This is a genomic window from Grimontia sp. SpTr1 (assembly GCF_947387585.1).
GTDB lineage: Bacteria > Pseudomonadota > Gammaproteobacteria > Enterobacterales > Vibrionaceae > Enterovibrio > Enterovibrio indicus.
On sequence record NZ_CANDOD010000018.1, the window covers coordinates 19,394 to 34,218 of the forward strand.

Genomic DNA, 14,825 nt, shown 5'->3' on the forward strand with positions numbered 1-14,825 from the left:
ATTCAATGCAGCGTTACCGTCAGCGTGTCGTTCATATCCATAATTTACTCTGGGTTGTAATGATAACCATTATCATCTAAATTCAGGGTATGTGATAGGAATTTCAGACGGGTGAAGGAAATGGATAGCAAGCACGTTAAAGGCAAAGGAGCCACCGCAGTTCAACACGTTGAAAAAGTGCAGCTTGAATTCAGTGTAGAAACACTTGAGCGCCTGTTTATGAACGGTCAATTGTGCGCTGCAGAGTTTAGCTGTTTAAATGCTCAATCAAAGAAAGTGGTTCAAGCGTTGTGCCTAAACACTTGCATGCACCGTGTGTGTAACGATAAAGAGCGTAAGACATTCGTGGAAGATAACCTTCTTATCGACAACAAAAATATTAGCTACTAATTTTTTATATCCCATGTCTTGAATCTTTTCTATATCGCCCCAATATATAATTATTGGCGGTTAGAATTCGCCATTAACAAATGGTCTACATTTCAAAACTCCATCACCTAATAATCAAAGATTTAAAAGAAAATAAAAATTTTTTCTCTTTTTACCCTTGAAAGTGTTTTAGTCCATCTCCAAATATAGTGGTGTAGAGGTTGTGGCGATATTCGTGCGGCCTCTCGGATAAATCATTTAACTAAATTTAATATCGCTTCATTGGAGGATATATGATGAAAACTATCGACTTGACCCCACTATACCGTAATAGCGTCGGCTTTGACCGCTTTGCCAATTTACTGGATAACGCGTTCCGCGCAGAAAGCGCAGCAGCGGGTTACCCTCCATATAACATTGAATCGCTTGAAGACAGCAAGTACGCGATAACGCTTGCAGTTGCTGGCTTCACTCAAGAAGAGCTTCACATCAACGTTGAGCGTGGAGTGCTGACAATCCGTGGTGAAAAAGAGAAGGTAGAAGGTAAAAACTACCTGTACCAAGGCATTGCAAACCGTACTTTCGAACGTAAGTTCAACCTGGCTGACTATGTTGAGGTCACCGGTGCAGATCTGGAAAATGGTCTGCTGAAGATTAACCTTCTGAAAGTTATTCCTGAAGCAATGAAAGCTAAGTCCATTGCAATCAATGGCGGTTCACCTTCTTCTATTGAAAACAAAGAAGAAGTGATTGCTTAATTAAATTTCATGATGTTGCGTTAAATAAAAGGGCTGATTCATTCAGCCCTTCATAGTACTAATTTCATTTTAATATGTTTAATGCCAGTTTTTGGTGAGGTATACACGTCGCCCATTTTATTAAATCCCAACTTTTCATAAAGCGGCATTGCATGTAGGCGTGCACTTAAAATAATATTCTTCGTTAGGTGCTTTTTAGCGTGGGCAACCAGTCGGCTAAGAATTGATTCTCCCAACCCTTTGCGTTGGTGGTCCGGTGAAACCACCATTTGTGATATCTGCATGGTTGAATCATCCCGTTTGGTCAGCCGACCATAAGCCAGCAATTCCCCGTCACAGACAGCGGCAAGGTGAAGGCTATTTTCTTCGTCCGCATCGAACAACACTTCCCAGGGTAGGCCGGGCTCTTCGAAAAACAACGCGTAACGAAGGCTCAAAGCCTGTTGATAATGCTCTGAGTCTGTATTCAGCCAAAGATATTCAATGTGATTACCAAGCGTGTTCATGACCTTCCCAAGTGAAAAATTTGCCGTTGTCTTTCATTGTCAGTGACTGGGAGAGTATTTACAATACCCTCCGCGCTTTCTTGTACCGTGATATCGGCTTCTTCACCACCCATATCGGTTTTCACCCACCCAGGGTGTACCGGACACACAATAATGCCCTCTGCGTTTAGCTCGTGTGCTAGTACCTGCATGACTCCGTTCTTGTACGATGATTTAGGCAGGCTATATGTCATTGAGATGACAAAAGAATGTTTGGGGAAAAATTTTGTCCTCAATCGCAAAAATTTCGAGGTCAGGATTTAATCACATAAACTCAATCTATTACGTGTCGCGAAGAAAGTTACCCACAGAAACGGTGGATAACCCTTTGGGTAACGTTGAATTAATACAAACGTAATCTTGGGATGAAGCCGTCTGCTTAAAAAGTACGCGGGTTAAGCAGGGGTAGTTAAACACGGCAGGCTTTATTTTTTCCTCAAATTTGTATGCGGCGAAACAGGTTTCGTTATGTGTCTCGCTTCTTATCGAAATGTCAGGATCGTCTAGATTATCGGCACATAAAAGAAGATCAGGTACTGCGAAATTTACGTTGAACAAAAATTGAACACTTTATTCCAACAGATGAGATGGCAGATCCTGCCGAAGAAAAAAAGCCCCGAAAATTCCGGGGCTGATGTTTTGGAAGATATTCAACGTTTAGCTGGCTATTTGTGCGCTCTCTAAGCTGACACTGCCGAGTGTCGGCTCTTGGTCTTGGCGCATGCCTACACGCTCTTCTCTTGGCGGAATGCCGTAGTAATCCCTGTAGCATTTGGAGAAGTGGGGTGTGGATACAAACCCGCAGGCAATCGAGATTTCGATGATCGAGAGATTGGTCTGGATCAGAAGTTGTTTGGCCCGACTGAGCCTGAGGTGCAGATAGTAACGTGAAGGCGAACACTGAATATGTCGTTGGAACAGTCTTTCGAGTTGACGACGCGAGAGCTGTACGAGACCAGCGAGTTCGTCGATGCAGAAAGGCTCTTCGAGATTGGCTTCCATTAAGGATACGGTTTCGAGCAACTTAGGCTGCGCAGTGCCGATCAGGTTTCTCAACGGTATCTTCTGAACGTCTTCTGTATTTCTCACACGTTCGCACATGAACATTTCAGAGATGGCAGCACTCAGTTTGTTGCCGTGCTCTTTCGTGACCATATTGAGCATCATATCCATCGGTGCAGTTCCGCCCGCACTTGTCATGCGCTTCTCGTCAAGAGAGAAAAGTTTGTTGCTGACACGGACGGTGGGGAAAGCCTCCTGAAATCCAGCGAGGTATTCCCAGTGGATAGAGCAAGCTTTGTTCTGCATGATACCGGCTTTCGCCAAGAGATAGCTGCCCGTACAGATAGCACCAATGGTCACTTGCTTTCTGTCCAGTGAGCCCAGCCAATTCAGCAACTTTGGATTGGCTGCCTTTTCAATATCTAAGCCACCACAAATAATCACGATGTCCAAAGCTTGCTGAGAAGGGATGCCTTCATCGACACCTATCTGTAGCGAATCACTGGCTGATACCGCTTTGCCATCTTCGCTCAGTGTGTGCCAGCGGTACAAGGTCTCGCCTGACAACTGGTTTGCCATGCGCAATACTTCAACCGCAGAAGCCATCGCTAGCATGGTAAAGCGGTCACACAGATAGAAACCGATGTTAACTGTTTGGCGTAGTGAGGATACTGTGCCCATAGGAACCTCTCCATTCTCGGTTTGTTTTAAACCGTCCTTGTTTAATTTAGTTACAGCTCTTAGAGATTGGCGCAGTCCAGAACGCAGCTTCTCCCCTATGGGTAGGACAATGTTAAAAAAAAGTAAAATTAATTTATTTGAAACACAGATGTCATGTGCTAAATGCTCTGTTTTAAGACAAAAGGAACGAAGATTTCTTATAAAAACGGACACCTTGAGGCCGAATTTCCGGCACTCAAGGTGTTTAGAGGTGTAATGAAATTTGAGGGTGTTATTGAGAGTGAGCGTTAATCGCTGTATGCAACTGCAATCTTAGCGGCGAGTGCTGCATTGTTAAGTACCAATGCAATGTTGGCTTTTAGGCTGTTTCCCGCGGTCTTTTCGGCCACTTTTGCCAACAAAAATGGTGTGGAATCCTTACCTTTTATGCCTTTGGCATCCATTTCTGTAATCGCAGCTTCAATGACGCTATCGATTTCTTCGTTCTTCAGAGCATGTTCTTCAGGTACAGGGTTAGCAATCACTGCGCCGCCTTTAAGTTTCATTTCCCACTTCGCTTTCAGTGCCGCCGCGATCAACTCAGGACTGTCGATTCGGTAGTCGACACCAAACTGACTTTCGCGTGTATAAAACGCAGGCAGCGTTTCTGTGCCATAGCCAATCACGGGAACACCTTTGGTTTCGAGATACTCAAGTGTCAGTCCTAAATCGAGAATGGACTTAATTCCCGCGCACACAACGGCGACCTTGGTTTCTGCCAATTCTTCCAAGTCAGCAGAGATATCAAAACTGGTTTCGGCACCTCTGTGAACGCCACCAATGCCCCCCGTGGCAAACACACGGATGCCTGCCATATCGGCCAGAATCATCGTGGATGCGACCGTGGTTGCACCGTCTGCTTTGTTCGCGACAATGAAAGGAATATCGCGACGACTGGTTTTGATCGCTGACTGACCTTGCTGCCCTAGATACGTGATTTCTTCTTCGCTGAGACCCACTTTTAAACGGCCTTTGAGGATCGCGATAGTGGCAGGAATTGCCCCGTTATCACGCACCGCCTTTTCAACGCGCAGGGCAGTTTCCACATTTTCCGGATAAGGCATACCGTGGGAAATGATGGTGGATTCCAACGCGACAACAGGTTTGCCTTCTGACAAGGCTTGCTGAACGTCCGGGTGAATGTCGAGATAGGGGTTTAACATAAGGCTTCCTCTAGGCGCTGTAGCACCATCAATTCGGTAATGGTTGGGTTGATGGTTTGCATGTGCTCCATCGTTAACATGGCGCAGCCGAGCGCAAAGCGGCAGGATTCTGCGTCAGTCAGATTATTCATTTGTCCGTACACCAATCCGGCGAGAAAGGCATCTCCTGCGCCATTGGCATTGACCACATTGACTTTGGACGGACGGATTAAGGCGGTGTCTTCTGCCGAGCGATAGAGGATGCCATCGGCGCCAAGGCTCAGGAACAAGCGGGTGATGCCTTGTTGAATGAACCAGTCTGCAATGTCGTCGATATCCTCATCGGAATTCAGCGGTAAACCAGAAATGGTCTCCGCTTCCAACAGGTTCGGTTTGAGTGTGTGGATATGTTTGAGATACGGTTTGGCTTTGATGGATTTCGCCGTCGACACCGTATCCAAATAGATGACTTGATCGTGAAACTTACTAAACAGGTAAGCGAGAACATCGTCGTTGAGGTTGGTATCGATGATAATCGCCGCAGCGTGTTGGATAAGATCAGTATGTTGGGCGAGTAGCCCAATATTCAGGTGATCGAGAATCGACATGTCTGACACTGCAGCCAGCATATCTCCATGGGCATCCAGTAGAGAAAGATAGGTGGATGTGGTCTGTCCGGTAAGCTGACTGACCGCTTTAACGTCCACGCCCGCCTTGCGCGTAGCTTCCAGTACCACATTGCCGTAGGCATCATCCCCAACCACTGAAATCAATTTGGTGTCGACGCCTAATCTCGCTAGGTTTTCTGAGATGTTCCGGCCTACTCCGCCTGCTGAACCCGTGATTTTTCCGGGGTTGGAATCACGCTCGACCATGGCTACTTCCGGTTGACCCAGAATGTCCATATTGGTGCCGCCAATCACGACCACATACTGTGGACGGTCAACAATATAGCCTTTTCCGCGAATCACGCCTTTCCGCGTCATGTTCATAATATGCACAGCGACCGCAGAGCGACTGATATTAAGCTTGTCGGCAATGCTCTGTTGCTGGATGAAGGGATCATCTTTGATCAATTGGAGAATTTCATCTTCGCGCGACGTCATGACACTTAACACCTGTTTGGTTGTTAAACATATGTTAGTTTTAAATGAGGTGAGTAAACTGTCAATTACTGTTGAGCAACAATTAATCATTGTGTGACGGCATAGAAAAAATTTGTATAAAAACCAGCCAGTTTTGACCATGCTCATACTATCCCGCACGTCGCATTACCGCTGTTTCGGGTCTCAATTCGGGAACAGGAAGGAGGTGGAATGGCTCTACACTTAGATCAAGTCTGTGTACGTAGACAGGCAGTTGTGATTGATTGGAAAGCAAGGAAAGCCAATGGAAAACCAAGGTCAGCGTAGCGCTTTGACGGAGCAAGAGCGCGCGGTCGTGGCGGAAGCGATCAATTCGCTTAAAGCCAAGCCGGGCGCGTTGTTGCCAGTGTTACACCACATTCAACATCAGTTGAGTTATGTGCCTCCGGCATCAGTGCCGATGATTGCGCACGGACTGAATTTGTCCAATGCCGATGTGCATGGCGTGATCAGCTTTTACCATGAGTTCCGCAATCAGCCACCGGGCGGACATGTCATTCAAATTTGCCGCGCTGAATCTTGTCAGTCGATGGGCTCGCGTGCTCTTGAAAAGCACGCCGCCTCAAGACTGGGTATTGGCTTTCATGAAACGACTAAAGATAACAACTTCACTCTCGAACCCGTTTACTGTCTGGGCAACTGCATGTACTCGCCGTGTGTGAGAGTCGGTGATGATATCCACGGTGAAATGAACGATGAGGCATTCGACAACCTTGTCGATTCGTTGCTCACCCAAGTGATCGAGGTGAAAGCGCCATGAGTTATCGCATTTATGTTCCCCTCGACTCTTCTTCTGTTTCCCGTGGCGCTGAGAAAGTCGCTCAACGTTTGGCTCATAGTGCCGTCACCATGGGCGAATCTTTGACTATTGTCCGTAACGGTTCCCACGGCTTGTTCTGGCTCGAACCCATGATTGAAGTGGAGTCGGCTCAAGGTCGAGTGGCCTTTGGTCCGGTTTTCGAAGATGACGTGGATTCCCTATTAGCGCTCCGTTTCTTTGCGCTAGATGAAGCGGGCAGCGCTGCGTTGGAGCACCCACTTTGTTTAGGGTTGACCACCGAAATCCCCTGGCTGAAAAAACAACAACGGCTGACGTTTGAACGTGTCGGGTTTGTTGACCCGTTAGATGTTGAAGATTACCGCAGCAAAGGTGGGTTCGTCGGGCTGGAAAAAGCGCTGGGCATGAGTACTCAGGACATTCTCGACGAAGTAAAAACCTCTGGCCTGCGTGGTCGCGGTGGTGCGGCGTTTCCAACCGGCATTAAGTGGCAAACCGTTTCAGACCAACCTGCAGGTCAAAAGTACGTGATTTGTAATGCAGACGAAGGCGATTCCGGAACTTTTGCCGACCGTATGCTGATGGAAGGTGACCCGTTCACCCTGATTGAAGGGATGATCATTTGCGCCATCGCTGTCGGAGCCACACAGGGATATGTCTACACCCGATCTGAGTATCCGAATGCCTGTAAGATCTTCACCCAAGCGATAGAAAAGGCTTATGCGGCGGGCTATCTCGGGGCGGATATTTGCGGCAGCGGCAAACATTTCGATTTAGAGCTTCGGATGGGCGCTGGGGCATATATCTGCGGTGAAGAAACCTCACTGATGGAAAGCTTGGAAGGCAAACGTGGATTGGTAAGAAGCAAGCCACCACTTCCGGCCATTGAAGGTCTATTTGGTAAACCCACCGTCATCAATAACGTTATTTCGCTGGCTTCGGTACCTATCATCCTGTCCAAAGGGGCGGATTACTACAAAGACTTTGGCCAGGGCCGCTCCCTCGGCACCATGCCAATCCAACTGGCGGGGAATGTGAAATGTCCCGGTCTGTTTGAGTTGGCTTTTGGCGTGACGATTCGCGAACTCTTGTTTGATTTCGGTGGTGGCAGTAAGACAGGAAAGCCCCTTAAAGCCGTCCAAATAGGTGGGCCGCTTGGCGCTTACATTGCTGAACATGACTGGGATACGGATTTGGATTACGAACATCTCGCTGCTCGTGGAGCCATGTTGGGGCACGGTGGCATTGTCGCGTTCGACAATCAAACCGACATGAGCCAGATGGCGCGTTTTGCGATGGAATTCTGCGAGCTGGAATCCTGCGGGAAATGCACGCCTTGTCGTATTGGTGCAGTCCGAGGCGCGGAAGTGATTGACCAACTGCTGGATGCGCAAGGCGATGACAAGCTGGAACGTAAAGAGCTACTGGATGATCTCTGCGAGACCATGGAGCAGGGCTCACTCTGCGCTATGGGCGGCATGACGCCGTTTCCGGTGAAAAGCGCATTGAAGCACTTTCCAGAAGATTTCGGGCTCGCGAAAGATGCGGGTGCCCAGGTGAACAGTGGCGGCAAGTAAGCCGTTGAGGAGAAGACAATGGTTGAGTTCTATATTCCCATTGAGCAAGGCAGCAAAGACTTCGGTACGCCTGCTGTAAAAGGCGAAGACGTTAAGCAAATCTCACTGACCATTGATGGCTGGCCAATCTCAGTGCCAGAAGGCACGTCGGTCATGCATGCGTCTACCATGCTGAATATTCAAATTCCCAAATTGTGTGCCACTGATTCACTCGAAGCGTTTGGCTCATGCCGTATGTGTGTGGTGGAAATTGAAGGAATGCGCGGAAAACCCGCCGCCTGCACCACACCCGTTGCTGAAGGCATGGTAGTCACCACACAAAATGAAGCGCTGCGCAAGTTACGCCGTAACGTGATGGAGTTATACATTTCAGACCATCCACTGGATTGTTTGACCTGTGCGGTGAATGGCGACTGTGAATTGCAGGACATGGCGGGGGCGGTTGGTCTTCGTGACGTGCGCTACGGATTCGAAGGTAGCAACCACCTCAACATGGAAAAGGACACCTCCAATCCTTACTTCACCTTTGAAACCAGCAAATGCATCGTCTGTTCCCGATGTGTGCGTGCCTGTGAAGAGATTCAGGGTCAACACGCACTGACAGTGGAAAGCCGGGGTTTTGAATCCCGTATCGTCGCAGGGTCAGAATCGTTTATGGACTCTGAATGCGTGTCCTGTGGTGCATGCGTACAAGCCTGTCCGACGGCTGCATTGACAGAAAACAGCGTGATAGAGCTGGGCACCCCGAGCCATTATCGCGTGACGACCTGCGCGTATTGCGGCGTTGGTTGTTCATTCCGTGCCGAAATGCGCGGTGATGAATTGATCCGAATGGTGCCCCACAAAGACGGAAAAGCGAATCAGGGGCATTCTTGTGTGAAAGGGCGTTTTGCCTTTGGCTATGCAACCCACAAAGATCGTGTGACTGACCCGATGATCCGCGATTCTATTCATCAGCCTTGGCGCAAGGTGAGTTGGGAAGAAGCGATTGGCTTTGCCGCAGACAAGATCAAAGCGATCCGCTATAAACACGGCGCGAATGCGCTGGGTGGGATCACCTCTTCCCGCTGCACTAATGAAGAAACCTATCTGGTGCAAAAACTGGTTCGCGCAGGCTTTGGTACCAACAACGTGGATACCTGTGCCCGTGTTTGTCACTCTCCCACGGGTTATGGCCTAAAAACCACACTGGGTGAATCCGCAGGGACACAGACCTTCGAATCTGTCCAAAAAGCCGATGCGATTATTGTTATTGGGGCCAACCCAACTGATGGTCATCCGGTGTTTGCATCCCAGCTTAAACGTCGTCTCCGTAGCGGCGCAAAACTGATTGTTATCGACCCACGCGAAATTGATCTGGTCAACGCAGCGCATGTTCGCGCGCAATACCATCTTCAATTGCGTCCGGGCACCAATGTCGCCGTGTTGAATGCGTTGGCGCACGTCATCATCAATGAAGGGTTGGAAGATACGTCTTACATTGAAGAGCGTTGTGATATGGCAGCGTACAAAAAATGGCGCGACTTTATTGCTGATGAACATCATTCACCGGAAGCGATGGAAAGTGCCACAGGCGTTCCCGCCATGCTGATCCGTGAAGCCGCGCGTATGTATGCCAAAGCTGGAAACGGCGCTATTTACTATGGCCTCGGGGTGACAGAGCACAGCCAAGGCAGTTCAGCGGTCATGGCAATTGCCAACCTTGCAATGGCGACAGGTAACGTCGGTCGTGAAGGGGTGGGCGTGAATCCACTGCGCGGTCAGAACAACGTGCAAGGTAGCTGTGATATGGGCTCGTTCCCCCACGAGTTGCCGGGTTATCGTCATGTGTCAGACCCAGAAGTACGTGCGTTGTTTGAGGGTGAATGGGGTGTGCCAATTGATGATGAACCTGGGCTTCGCATTCCTAACATGTTCGACGCCGCTATCGCAGGTCGATTTAAAGGCATGTATGTGCAGGGTGAAGACATCGCCCAATCTGATCCGAATACCCAACACGTCGAAGCGGCGCTGACATCGCTGGAATGCCTGATCGTTCAGGACATCTTCCTCAACGAAACGGCGAAGTTTGCGCATGTATTCCTACCGGGTGCCAGCTTCTTGGAGAAAGACGGTACCTTTACCAATGCAGAGCGCCGTATCTCGCCGGTGCGTAAAGTGATGGCTCCACTTTCCGGTAAAGCAGACTGGGAAGCGACCATGGATCTTGCCAACGCCCTTGGCTACGAGATGCATTACAAGCATCCTTCCGAAATCATGGATGAAATCGCCAAGCTGACCCCGACTTTCCATGGTGTCAGTTATGAAAAGCTGGATGAGCTGGGCTCAATCCAGTGGCCGTGTAACGATGAAGCGCCCCTAGGGACCCCAACCATGCACATCGGCGGATTTGTGAAAGGTAAGGGCAGCTTTGTGGTGACGGAGTACGTGGCAACAGAAGAGAAAGTGAATAAACGCTTCCCATTGCTGCTGACCACAGGGCGTATCCTATCGCAATACAATGTCGGTGCTCAGACACGTCGTACCGACAACAGCCAATGGCATCAGGAAGACGTATTGGAAATTCATCCTTTGGATGCGGAAGATCGCGGTGTTACAGATGGCTCTCCAGTTCGGATTGCTAGCCGCGCGGGTGAGATTACCTTGCCTGCGAAAATTAGCAATCGCATGCAACCGGGCGTGGTTTACACCACCTTCCATCACCCGGTTTCCGGCACCAATGTGATCACCACAGAAAACTCAGATTGGGCAACAAACTGCCCTGAATACAAAGTGACGGCGGTGCAGGTGAAAGTGGCAGTGGAACCGGCGGATTGGCAACAACGTTTCCGTGAGTTCGACGAACAACAACAAGCCCATTTATCTGCGGCGATACAAGACAGCAGCGATTAAGCAGGAGTGAACATGGACGGTGAACTTCATCGTAACGAACGCCTTTATGCGATGGCGAACCAAATCGCTGACAACCTCGAGCATGGCAGAACCGAGCAAGAGACGGTCGACGAAGTCGCTTCCCACATTCGCCGCTTCTGGTCGCGCGACATGAAGCAGAGTCTTATTGCTGCGCTGGGAAGTGGGCTGTTGAACCCCATCGCTGAAAAAGCGGCGGAAATGCTGGCTGAGGAATATAAGCTCAAAGCGGGTTAGTTGGGTATAGGGTAAAACTAAAATGCCGCGTAATAACGCGGCATTTTAGATAAGCGAAGATGATCTTTAAGCAATAGCCTCAGCATCCTTCTGCTTGATCACTTTGTGGCCTTCTTCTGTTACGCCATTTTTCCAATAGCTGCTGATGTAGATGTTGTCCCGATCGACTTCTCTGTCATTACGGAAATATTGACGAAGTGCACGCATGGAATCGAACTCACAAGCACACCAGATGGCAGCATTACCATCCAGCCATTCTTTTTCCTTAACTTGCTCTGCCAGTGTTTTTTCGCCTTTAACCAGCCAGTCGATTTGCATCCCTTCTGGGGCTTGAATCGGCTGAATGTCGTCTTGAGAAAGCACTTCAATGACCGCATGGCCTTTTGCATGTTGAGGTAGCGAAGCAATTTTGACAGACAGTGCTGGAAGGGCGGTCATATCGGCAGCCATAAAGAACCAATCTGCTTCTTTGTTGATTTCCTGAATGGTGCCTGGGCCAGCAATCGTCATGGTATCGCCAACTTTGGCATTCATTGCCCAGCGCGCGGCATGGCCGCAGCCACAGTCATCGACCTTATGGCGGACAAAGTCTACTGTGATCATGTGTGTGCTGAAATCCAACTCGCGGATAGTGTAGGTGCGCATAACAGGCCTTTCGCCCGCTGGAAGTGAACTCAGATTTGTGCTGCCGTCCGGCGCAAACATTAACTTGATATATCCGCCTTCGCAGTTGGCAGGAAAGCGGGAAAGCGCTTCGCCATGCATCACGATACGCTGCATGTTGGGGGTAATGGCTGTGCTTGCTTCGACAGTAAGCTGAATCGGGTTCGGTTTCTTCATTATTCTTCTCTGACTACTTTACTTCACCCTAAAATACGTCGCCTTTGTGAAGAATTCAATGATAACGATTATCATTTGCGTAAATTTACATTGTTGGCTGTCGCCGGAAACAAAAAAGACTCCCAAAGGAGTCTTTTTACTTGGCTTGTTAGCTATTAACTGCGGTCACGTGGAACGTACTTGCGTACGGTCTCTGTGTTGCCCTGATCGTCAGTAATGGTGAAATCTACGTACTGCGAGCGGTTAGACAGCAGGTTAAAAAACGTGGTGCCATTCTCGTTTGTGCTTTGCGTAAAGTTCTTCGCAGAAACATTTGCGCCTTCGACTGGTTGACCGTCACGAAGTACTTCGATGATAGCTGCACCATTGCGAGCATCAACTGAAACATCAAGACCGTGGCTTGGCATTGCCGTTACAGACATTGAAGCGAATACCAGGCTGATTGCAGTCATTGTCGTTTTCATAATCGTATCTCCAATTGCATTGTTATTGATTTCGTGTTGCTACAGGGATAACGATATGTGTGCACCGATAGAAAAAAAATCGGAAAAATTCGTGGGACTCGTTCAAAAACTTGGTGCAAGAATTTTGATTTAGGACGGTCTACGCGGGTGGGTAATAAGAGGCGATATAAAATGCTGTACGGAGTTACAGAGTAGACAATAGCGAGAGTTTTTTACTTTTACACTTGAGTTGACGAAAAGTGTGATTCATGTGGCGTTCATGTATACAAGAACGCCATCGGTAGAATTGTTTCTATTGGGTAAGTGACGACTCAATTAGTTTGCGGCCTTGAAGCCGAGGCCGCTATCGATAAACGTTACAACTTTGTGAGTACGAATAGCCTCCTGCGCCGCCAGCCCAATTACCACGGCTTTCAAGCCATCCTCCAATGACACCTCAACTTCTTGCTTACCTAACACTGCGCGCTGGAATTTCTGGTGTTGGTAGAAAGTGGAACCGTTGTGATCGCCAGCTTCGAGGAGAGTAGGGTCTACAGGCACTTCCATTTGTTTTGGGCCCTTAGGCTCGCGGGGGCTGGAAATGACTTGGGCGACAGGGGGCTCGCCAAGGGTTTCTGTCGGCCAGAAACGGCCGGGGCCGGGAACCAGACATTCCACCTTGCCTTTGTCGCCGACAACGCTGATCTCCTCTTGATAGCGCGAGCCCTCAGCGAACATGCAAAGCTCCAAGCTGGCGCGGGTGCCGTTGTCGAATTCCACGGTGACATAAGCATTATCGAGGATGTCCGGTGCTTCACCGTTATAGGACTCATCCTTGTGGTTGACGGCTTGACTGCCGGAAGCAAAGACTCGAGCAGGGTTAGCGTCGGCCATCAGTCGCATCAGATCAAAGAAATGACAGCATTTCTCGACCAGTGTACCGCCGGTTTTGTGGTTGAAACGGTTCCAGTCATCCACTTTATGCAGGAAAGGAAAGCGGTGCTCGCGAATTGAAAACAGATGGCGCTGGCCAATCTCGCCTTGTGCCAGCAAGTCGAGCAACAAGGTGATTGGTGGCATGTAGCGATATTCCATCGCAACCCAAATCGGAGCAGGGTGGGATTTTGCAGCTTCTACCAAACGCGCCACATCATCAATCTGGGTACAGATGGGTTTCTCAATCAAGATCGGCAGTGAGCAGCGGCTCATGATGCCAAGTAATTGCTCGGCATGCTGAAAGTTAGGGGTTGCGATAACGAGGGCATCGACATCGTTCGCTTCAAGTAATTCATCCAAACCTTCAACCGTGCGGGCGGTTGGCACCAACGTCTGCGCTTTTTCGCGCATTTCTGCGTTAGGTTCGGCAAGCACGGTGATATCAACATTCTCTAGAAGTTGAATATTCCGAATGTGCTCTTGTCCCATCATGCCGCAGCCGAGGATGCCGTAGCGAATTACTTGATCTGTCATTCAGTCCGTCCCTTACGTTTGTTTGGTAGCCTGAGAGGCTATCGTTGTCGTTATGTCCATCGCGCTGCATAGCGCACGTTTACCGGGTCGTACCAAGTGAAAGATACTTCTTCGATACGGTCCCGGTTTGACCAGCTCAAGCGCTCTATGTAGCCGCATGCAGAGCCAATCTCAGGTTTAAAGTCTTGGTGCTTCCAGTCCGGTACATGATCGACCGTGATGCTGTCCTGCACCTTTGAAATCCAAAAGCCAAGCTTTTCGCGGTAATACACATACAGTGATTCCACGAGATCGTTTGGGGCGATGTCGTCTTTGTGCTCACCGCTGATCCAAATTTCTTCCATGGCAGCAGGTTGCTGGTCGAGTTTTCTCAAGCGGCGGAAACGCCATAGTTGTGCGTTTGATTCCAGCCCCAACAAAGACGCCACATAGGTGTTGGTGTGTTGCTCCACGCTAAGAAAGTCGGCGTTTGGCAAGCCACCACCTGATTTCAGTTCTAGACGGAAAAAGTGATACACCGCCGAATTATCAGGCGTGTTTTTCACATAAGTGCCGGAGCCCTGAATCCTTTCCAGCAATCCATTCTGTTCAAGCTCGTTCAGCGCTTTGCGCAGCGTGCCGACAGCAACCCCCAGCTTTTTTGCCAGTTCCGCTTCAGTAGGCAGCCTTTCTCCCGGCAACCAATAACCTGCCGAGATTTCTCTGCGCAACAACTCGCTTATCTGGATGAACAAGGGTAATCGTGTTGATTCACTCATTTTCTGAAAATCTCAAAATTAATAACCGTCGATATATTAGAAGGTTACTGAGCTTATTTCTGTTTCCTCGCTCAGAGAGTGAATGAATTCATTCATCATTGATTTACTTTATTTGTAAATCTTATAGCATT

Annotated in this window: 14 protein-coding genes; 6 read left to right on the plus strand and 8 right to left on the minus strand. The window is 48.9% G+C overall.

Annotated features, from left to right (window positions below):
* Positions 1-120: 120 nt before the first annotated feature.
* Positions 121-390, plus strand: a complete 270-nt coding sequence (locus QL223_RS20755; protein ID WP_281545831.1) for a hypothetical protein — start codon at positions 121-123, stop codon at positions 388-390.
* A gap of 275 nt (positions 391-665) precedes the next feature.
* On the plus strand, positions 666-1,127 hold the full coding sequence (locus tag QL223_RS20760) for an Hsp20 family protein (protein WP_002539983.1): 462 nt from the start codon (positions 666-668) through the stop codon (positions 1,125-1,127).
* Positions 1,128-1,177: 50 nt separating this feature from the next.
* On the opposite strand, the gene QL223_RS20765 is transcribed toward QL223_RS20760, so the two are convergent.
* From QL223_RS20765 to QL223_RS20780, 4 genes are all read right to left on the minus strand, one after another.
* Positions 1,178-1,633 carry a GNAT family N-acetyltransferase gene (locus QL223_RS20765; RefSeq protein ID WP_281545832.1) on the minus strand — a complete coding sequence of 152 codons (456 nt, stop codon included), beginning with the start codon at positions 1,631-1,633 and terminating at the stop codon, positions 1,178-1,180.
* Positions 1,634-2,329: 696 nt separating this feature from the next.
* Positions 2,330-3,355, minus strand: coding sequence for a GlxA family transcriptional regulator (locus tag QL223_RS20770; RefSeq protein WP_002539988.1), 1,026 nt, complete (start codon positions 3,353-3,355; stop codon positions 2,330-2,332).
* Between the two features lie 287 nt (positions 3,356-3,642).
* The gene (locus tag QL223_RS20775) at positions 3,643-4,557 is read right to left on the minus strand and encodes a pseudouridine-5'-phosphate glycosidase (RefSeq protein ID WP_002539991.1); all 915 of its coding nucleotides are present in this window, start codon (positions 4,555-4,557) and stop codon (positions 3,643-3,645) included.
* The gene (locus QL223_RS20780; protein ID WP_281545833.1) at positions 4,551-5,642 is read right to left on the minus strand and encodes a PfkB family carbohydrate kinase; all 1,092 of its coding nucleotides are present in this window, start codon (positions 5,640-5,642) and stop codon (positions 4,551-4,553) included. Before QL223_RS20780 ends, QL223_RS20775 begins: the two co-directional genes overlap by 7 nt.
* Before the next feature lie 283 nt (positions 5,643-5,925).
* Between QL223_RS20780 and QL223_RS20785 the strand changes: the two genes are divergently transcribed.
* The 4 genes from QL223_RS20785 to QL223_RS20800 are packed head-to-tail and all read left to right on the plus strand — an operon-like array spanning position 5,926 to position 11,183.
* Complete coding sequence (locus tag QL223_RS20785; protein ID WP_046305974.1) at positions 5,926-6,441, plus strand: formate dehydrogenase subunit gamma; 516 nt, start codon at positions 5,926-5,928, stop codon at positions 6,439-6,441.
* A complete protein-coding gene (locus QL223_RS20790) occupies positions 6,438-8,036 on the plus strand; it encodes an NADH-quinone oxidoreductase subunit NuoF (RefSeq protein WP_281545834.1) in 1,599 nt (532 codons plus the stop codon). The genes QL223_RS20785 and QL223_RS20790 overlap by 4 nt, the downstream gene beginning before the upstream one ends.
* Positions 8,037-8,054: 18 nt before the next feature.
* Positions 8,055-10,928 (plus strand): formate dehydrogenase subunit alpha, encoded by a 2,874-nt coding sequence (gene fdhF / locus QL223_RS20795; RefSeq protein ID WP_281545835.1) that lies wholly within the window; start codon positions 8,055-8,057, stop codon positions 10,926-10,928.
* Between the two features lie 12 nt (positions 10,929-10,940).
* A complete protein-coding gene (locus QL223_RS20800; RefSeq protein WP_002539997.1) occupies positions 10,941-11,183 on the plus strand; it encodes a formate dehydrogenase subunit delta in 243 nt (80 codons plus the stop codon).
* A 66-nt stretch (positions 11,184-11,249) separates the two neighbouring features.
* Here QL223_RS20800 and QL223_RS20805 read toward each other — a convergent pair whose 3' ends face one another.
* From QL223_RS20805 to QL223_RS20820, 4 genes are all read right to left on the minus strand, one after another.
* Positions 11,250-12,023 carry a siderophore-interacting protein gene (locus tag QL223_RS20805; protein ID WP_281545836.1) on the minus strand — a complete coding sequence of 258 codons (774 nt, stop codon included), beginning with the start codon at positions 12,021-12,023 and terminating at the stop codon, positions 11,250-11,252.
* Positions 12,024-12,178: 155 nt separating this feature from the next.
* Positions 12,179-12,487 carry a hypothetical protein gene (locus QL223_RS20810; protein ID WP_281545837.1) on the minus strand — a complete coding sequence of 103 codons (309 nt, stop codon included), beginning with the start codon at positions 12,485-12,487 and terminating at the stop codon, positions 12,179-12,181.
* Positions 12,488-12,802: 315 nt separating this feature from the next.
* The gene (locus tag QL223_RS20815; RefSeq protein ID WP_281545838.1) at positions 12,803-13,936 is read right to left on the minus strand and encodes a Gfo/Idh/MocA family oxidoreductase; all 1,134 of its coding nucleotides are present in this window, start codon (positions 13,934-13,936) and stop codon (positions 12,803-12,805) included.
* Between the two features lie 50 nt (positions 13,937-13,986).
* Entirely contained in the window at positions 13,987-14,694 is a 708-nt protein-coding gene (locus tag QL223_RS20820) for a GntR family transcriptional regulator (RefSeq protein WP_281545839.1), read from the minus strand.
* Positions 14,695-14,825 lie beyond the last annotated feature (131 nt).

What these genes read in the sequence shown, in the direction of transcription:
- QL223_RS20770 (WP_002539988.1), bottom strand. Translation starts at nt 3,355, where the DNA reads ATGGGCACAGTATCCTCACTACGCCAAACAGTTAACATCGGTTTCTAT.
- QL223_RS20810 (WP_281545837.1), bottom strand. Translation starts at nt 12,487, where the DNA reads ATGAAAACGACAATGACTGCAATCAGCCTGGTATTCGCTTCAATGTCT.
- QL223_RS20780 (WP_281545833.1), bottom strand. Translation starts at nt 5,642, where the DNA reads ATGACGTCGCGCGAAGATGAAATTCTCCAATTGATCAAAGATGATCCC.
- QL223_RS20815 (WP_281545838.1), bottom strand. Translation starts at nt 13,936, where the DNA reads ATGACAGATCAAGTAATTCGCTACGGCATCCTCGGCTGCGGCATGATG.
- QL223_RS20800 (WP_002539997.1), top strand. Translation starts at nt 10,941, where the DNA reads ATGGACGGTGAACTTCATCGTAACGAACGCCTTTATGCGATGGCGAAC.
- QL223_RS20785 (WP_046305974.1), top strand. Translation starts at nt 5,926, where the DNA reads ATGGAAAACCAAGGTCAGCGTAGCGCTTTGACGGAGCAAGAGCGCGCG.
- QL223_RS20755 (WP_281545831.1), top strand. Translation starts at nt 121, where the DNA reads ATGGATAGCAAGCACGTTAAAGGCAAAGGAGCCACCGCAGTTCAACAC.
- QL223_RS20790 (WP_281545834.1), top strand. Translation starts at nt 6,438, where the DNA reads ATGAGTTATCGCATTTATGTTCCCCTCGACTCTTCTTCTGTTTCCCGT.
- QL223_RS20820 (WP_281545839.1), bottom strand. Translation starts at nt 14,694, where the DNA reads ATGAGTGAATCAACACGATTACCCTTGTTCATCCAGATAAGCGAGTTG.
- QL223_RS20760 (WP_002539983.1), top strand. Translation starts at nt 666, where the DNA reads ATGAAAACTATCGACTTGACCCCACTATACCGTAATAGCGTCGGCTTT.
- QL223_RS20805 (WP_281545836.1), bottom strand. Translation starts at nt 12,023, where the DNA reads ATGAAGAAACCGAACCCGATTCAGCTTACTGTCGAAGCAAGCACAGCC.
- QL223_RS20765 (WP_281545832.1), bottom strand. Translation starts at nt 1,633, where the DNA reads ATGAACACGCTTGGTAATCACATTGAATATCTTTGGCTGAATACAGAC.
- fdhF (WP_281545835.1), top strand. Translation starts at nt 8,055, where the DNA reads ATGGTTGAGTTCTATATTCCCATTGAGCAAGGCAGCAAAGACTTCGGT.
- QL223_RS20775 (WP_002539991.1), bottom strand. Translation starts at nt 4,557, where the DNA reads ATGTTAAACCCCTATCTCGACATTCACCCGGACGTTCAGCAAGCCTTG.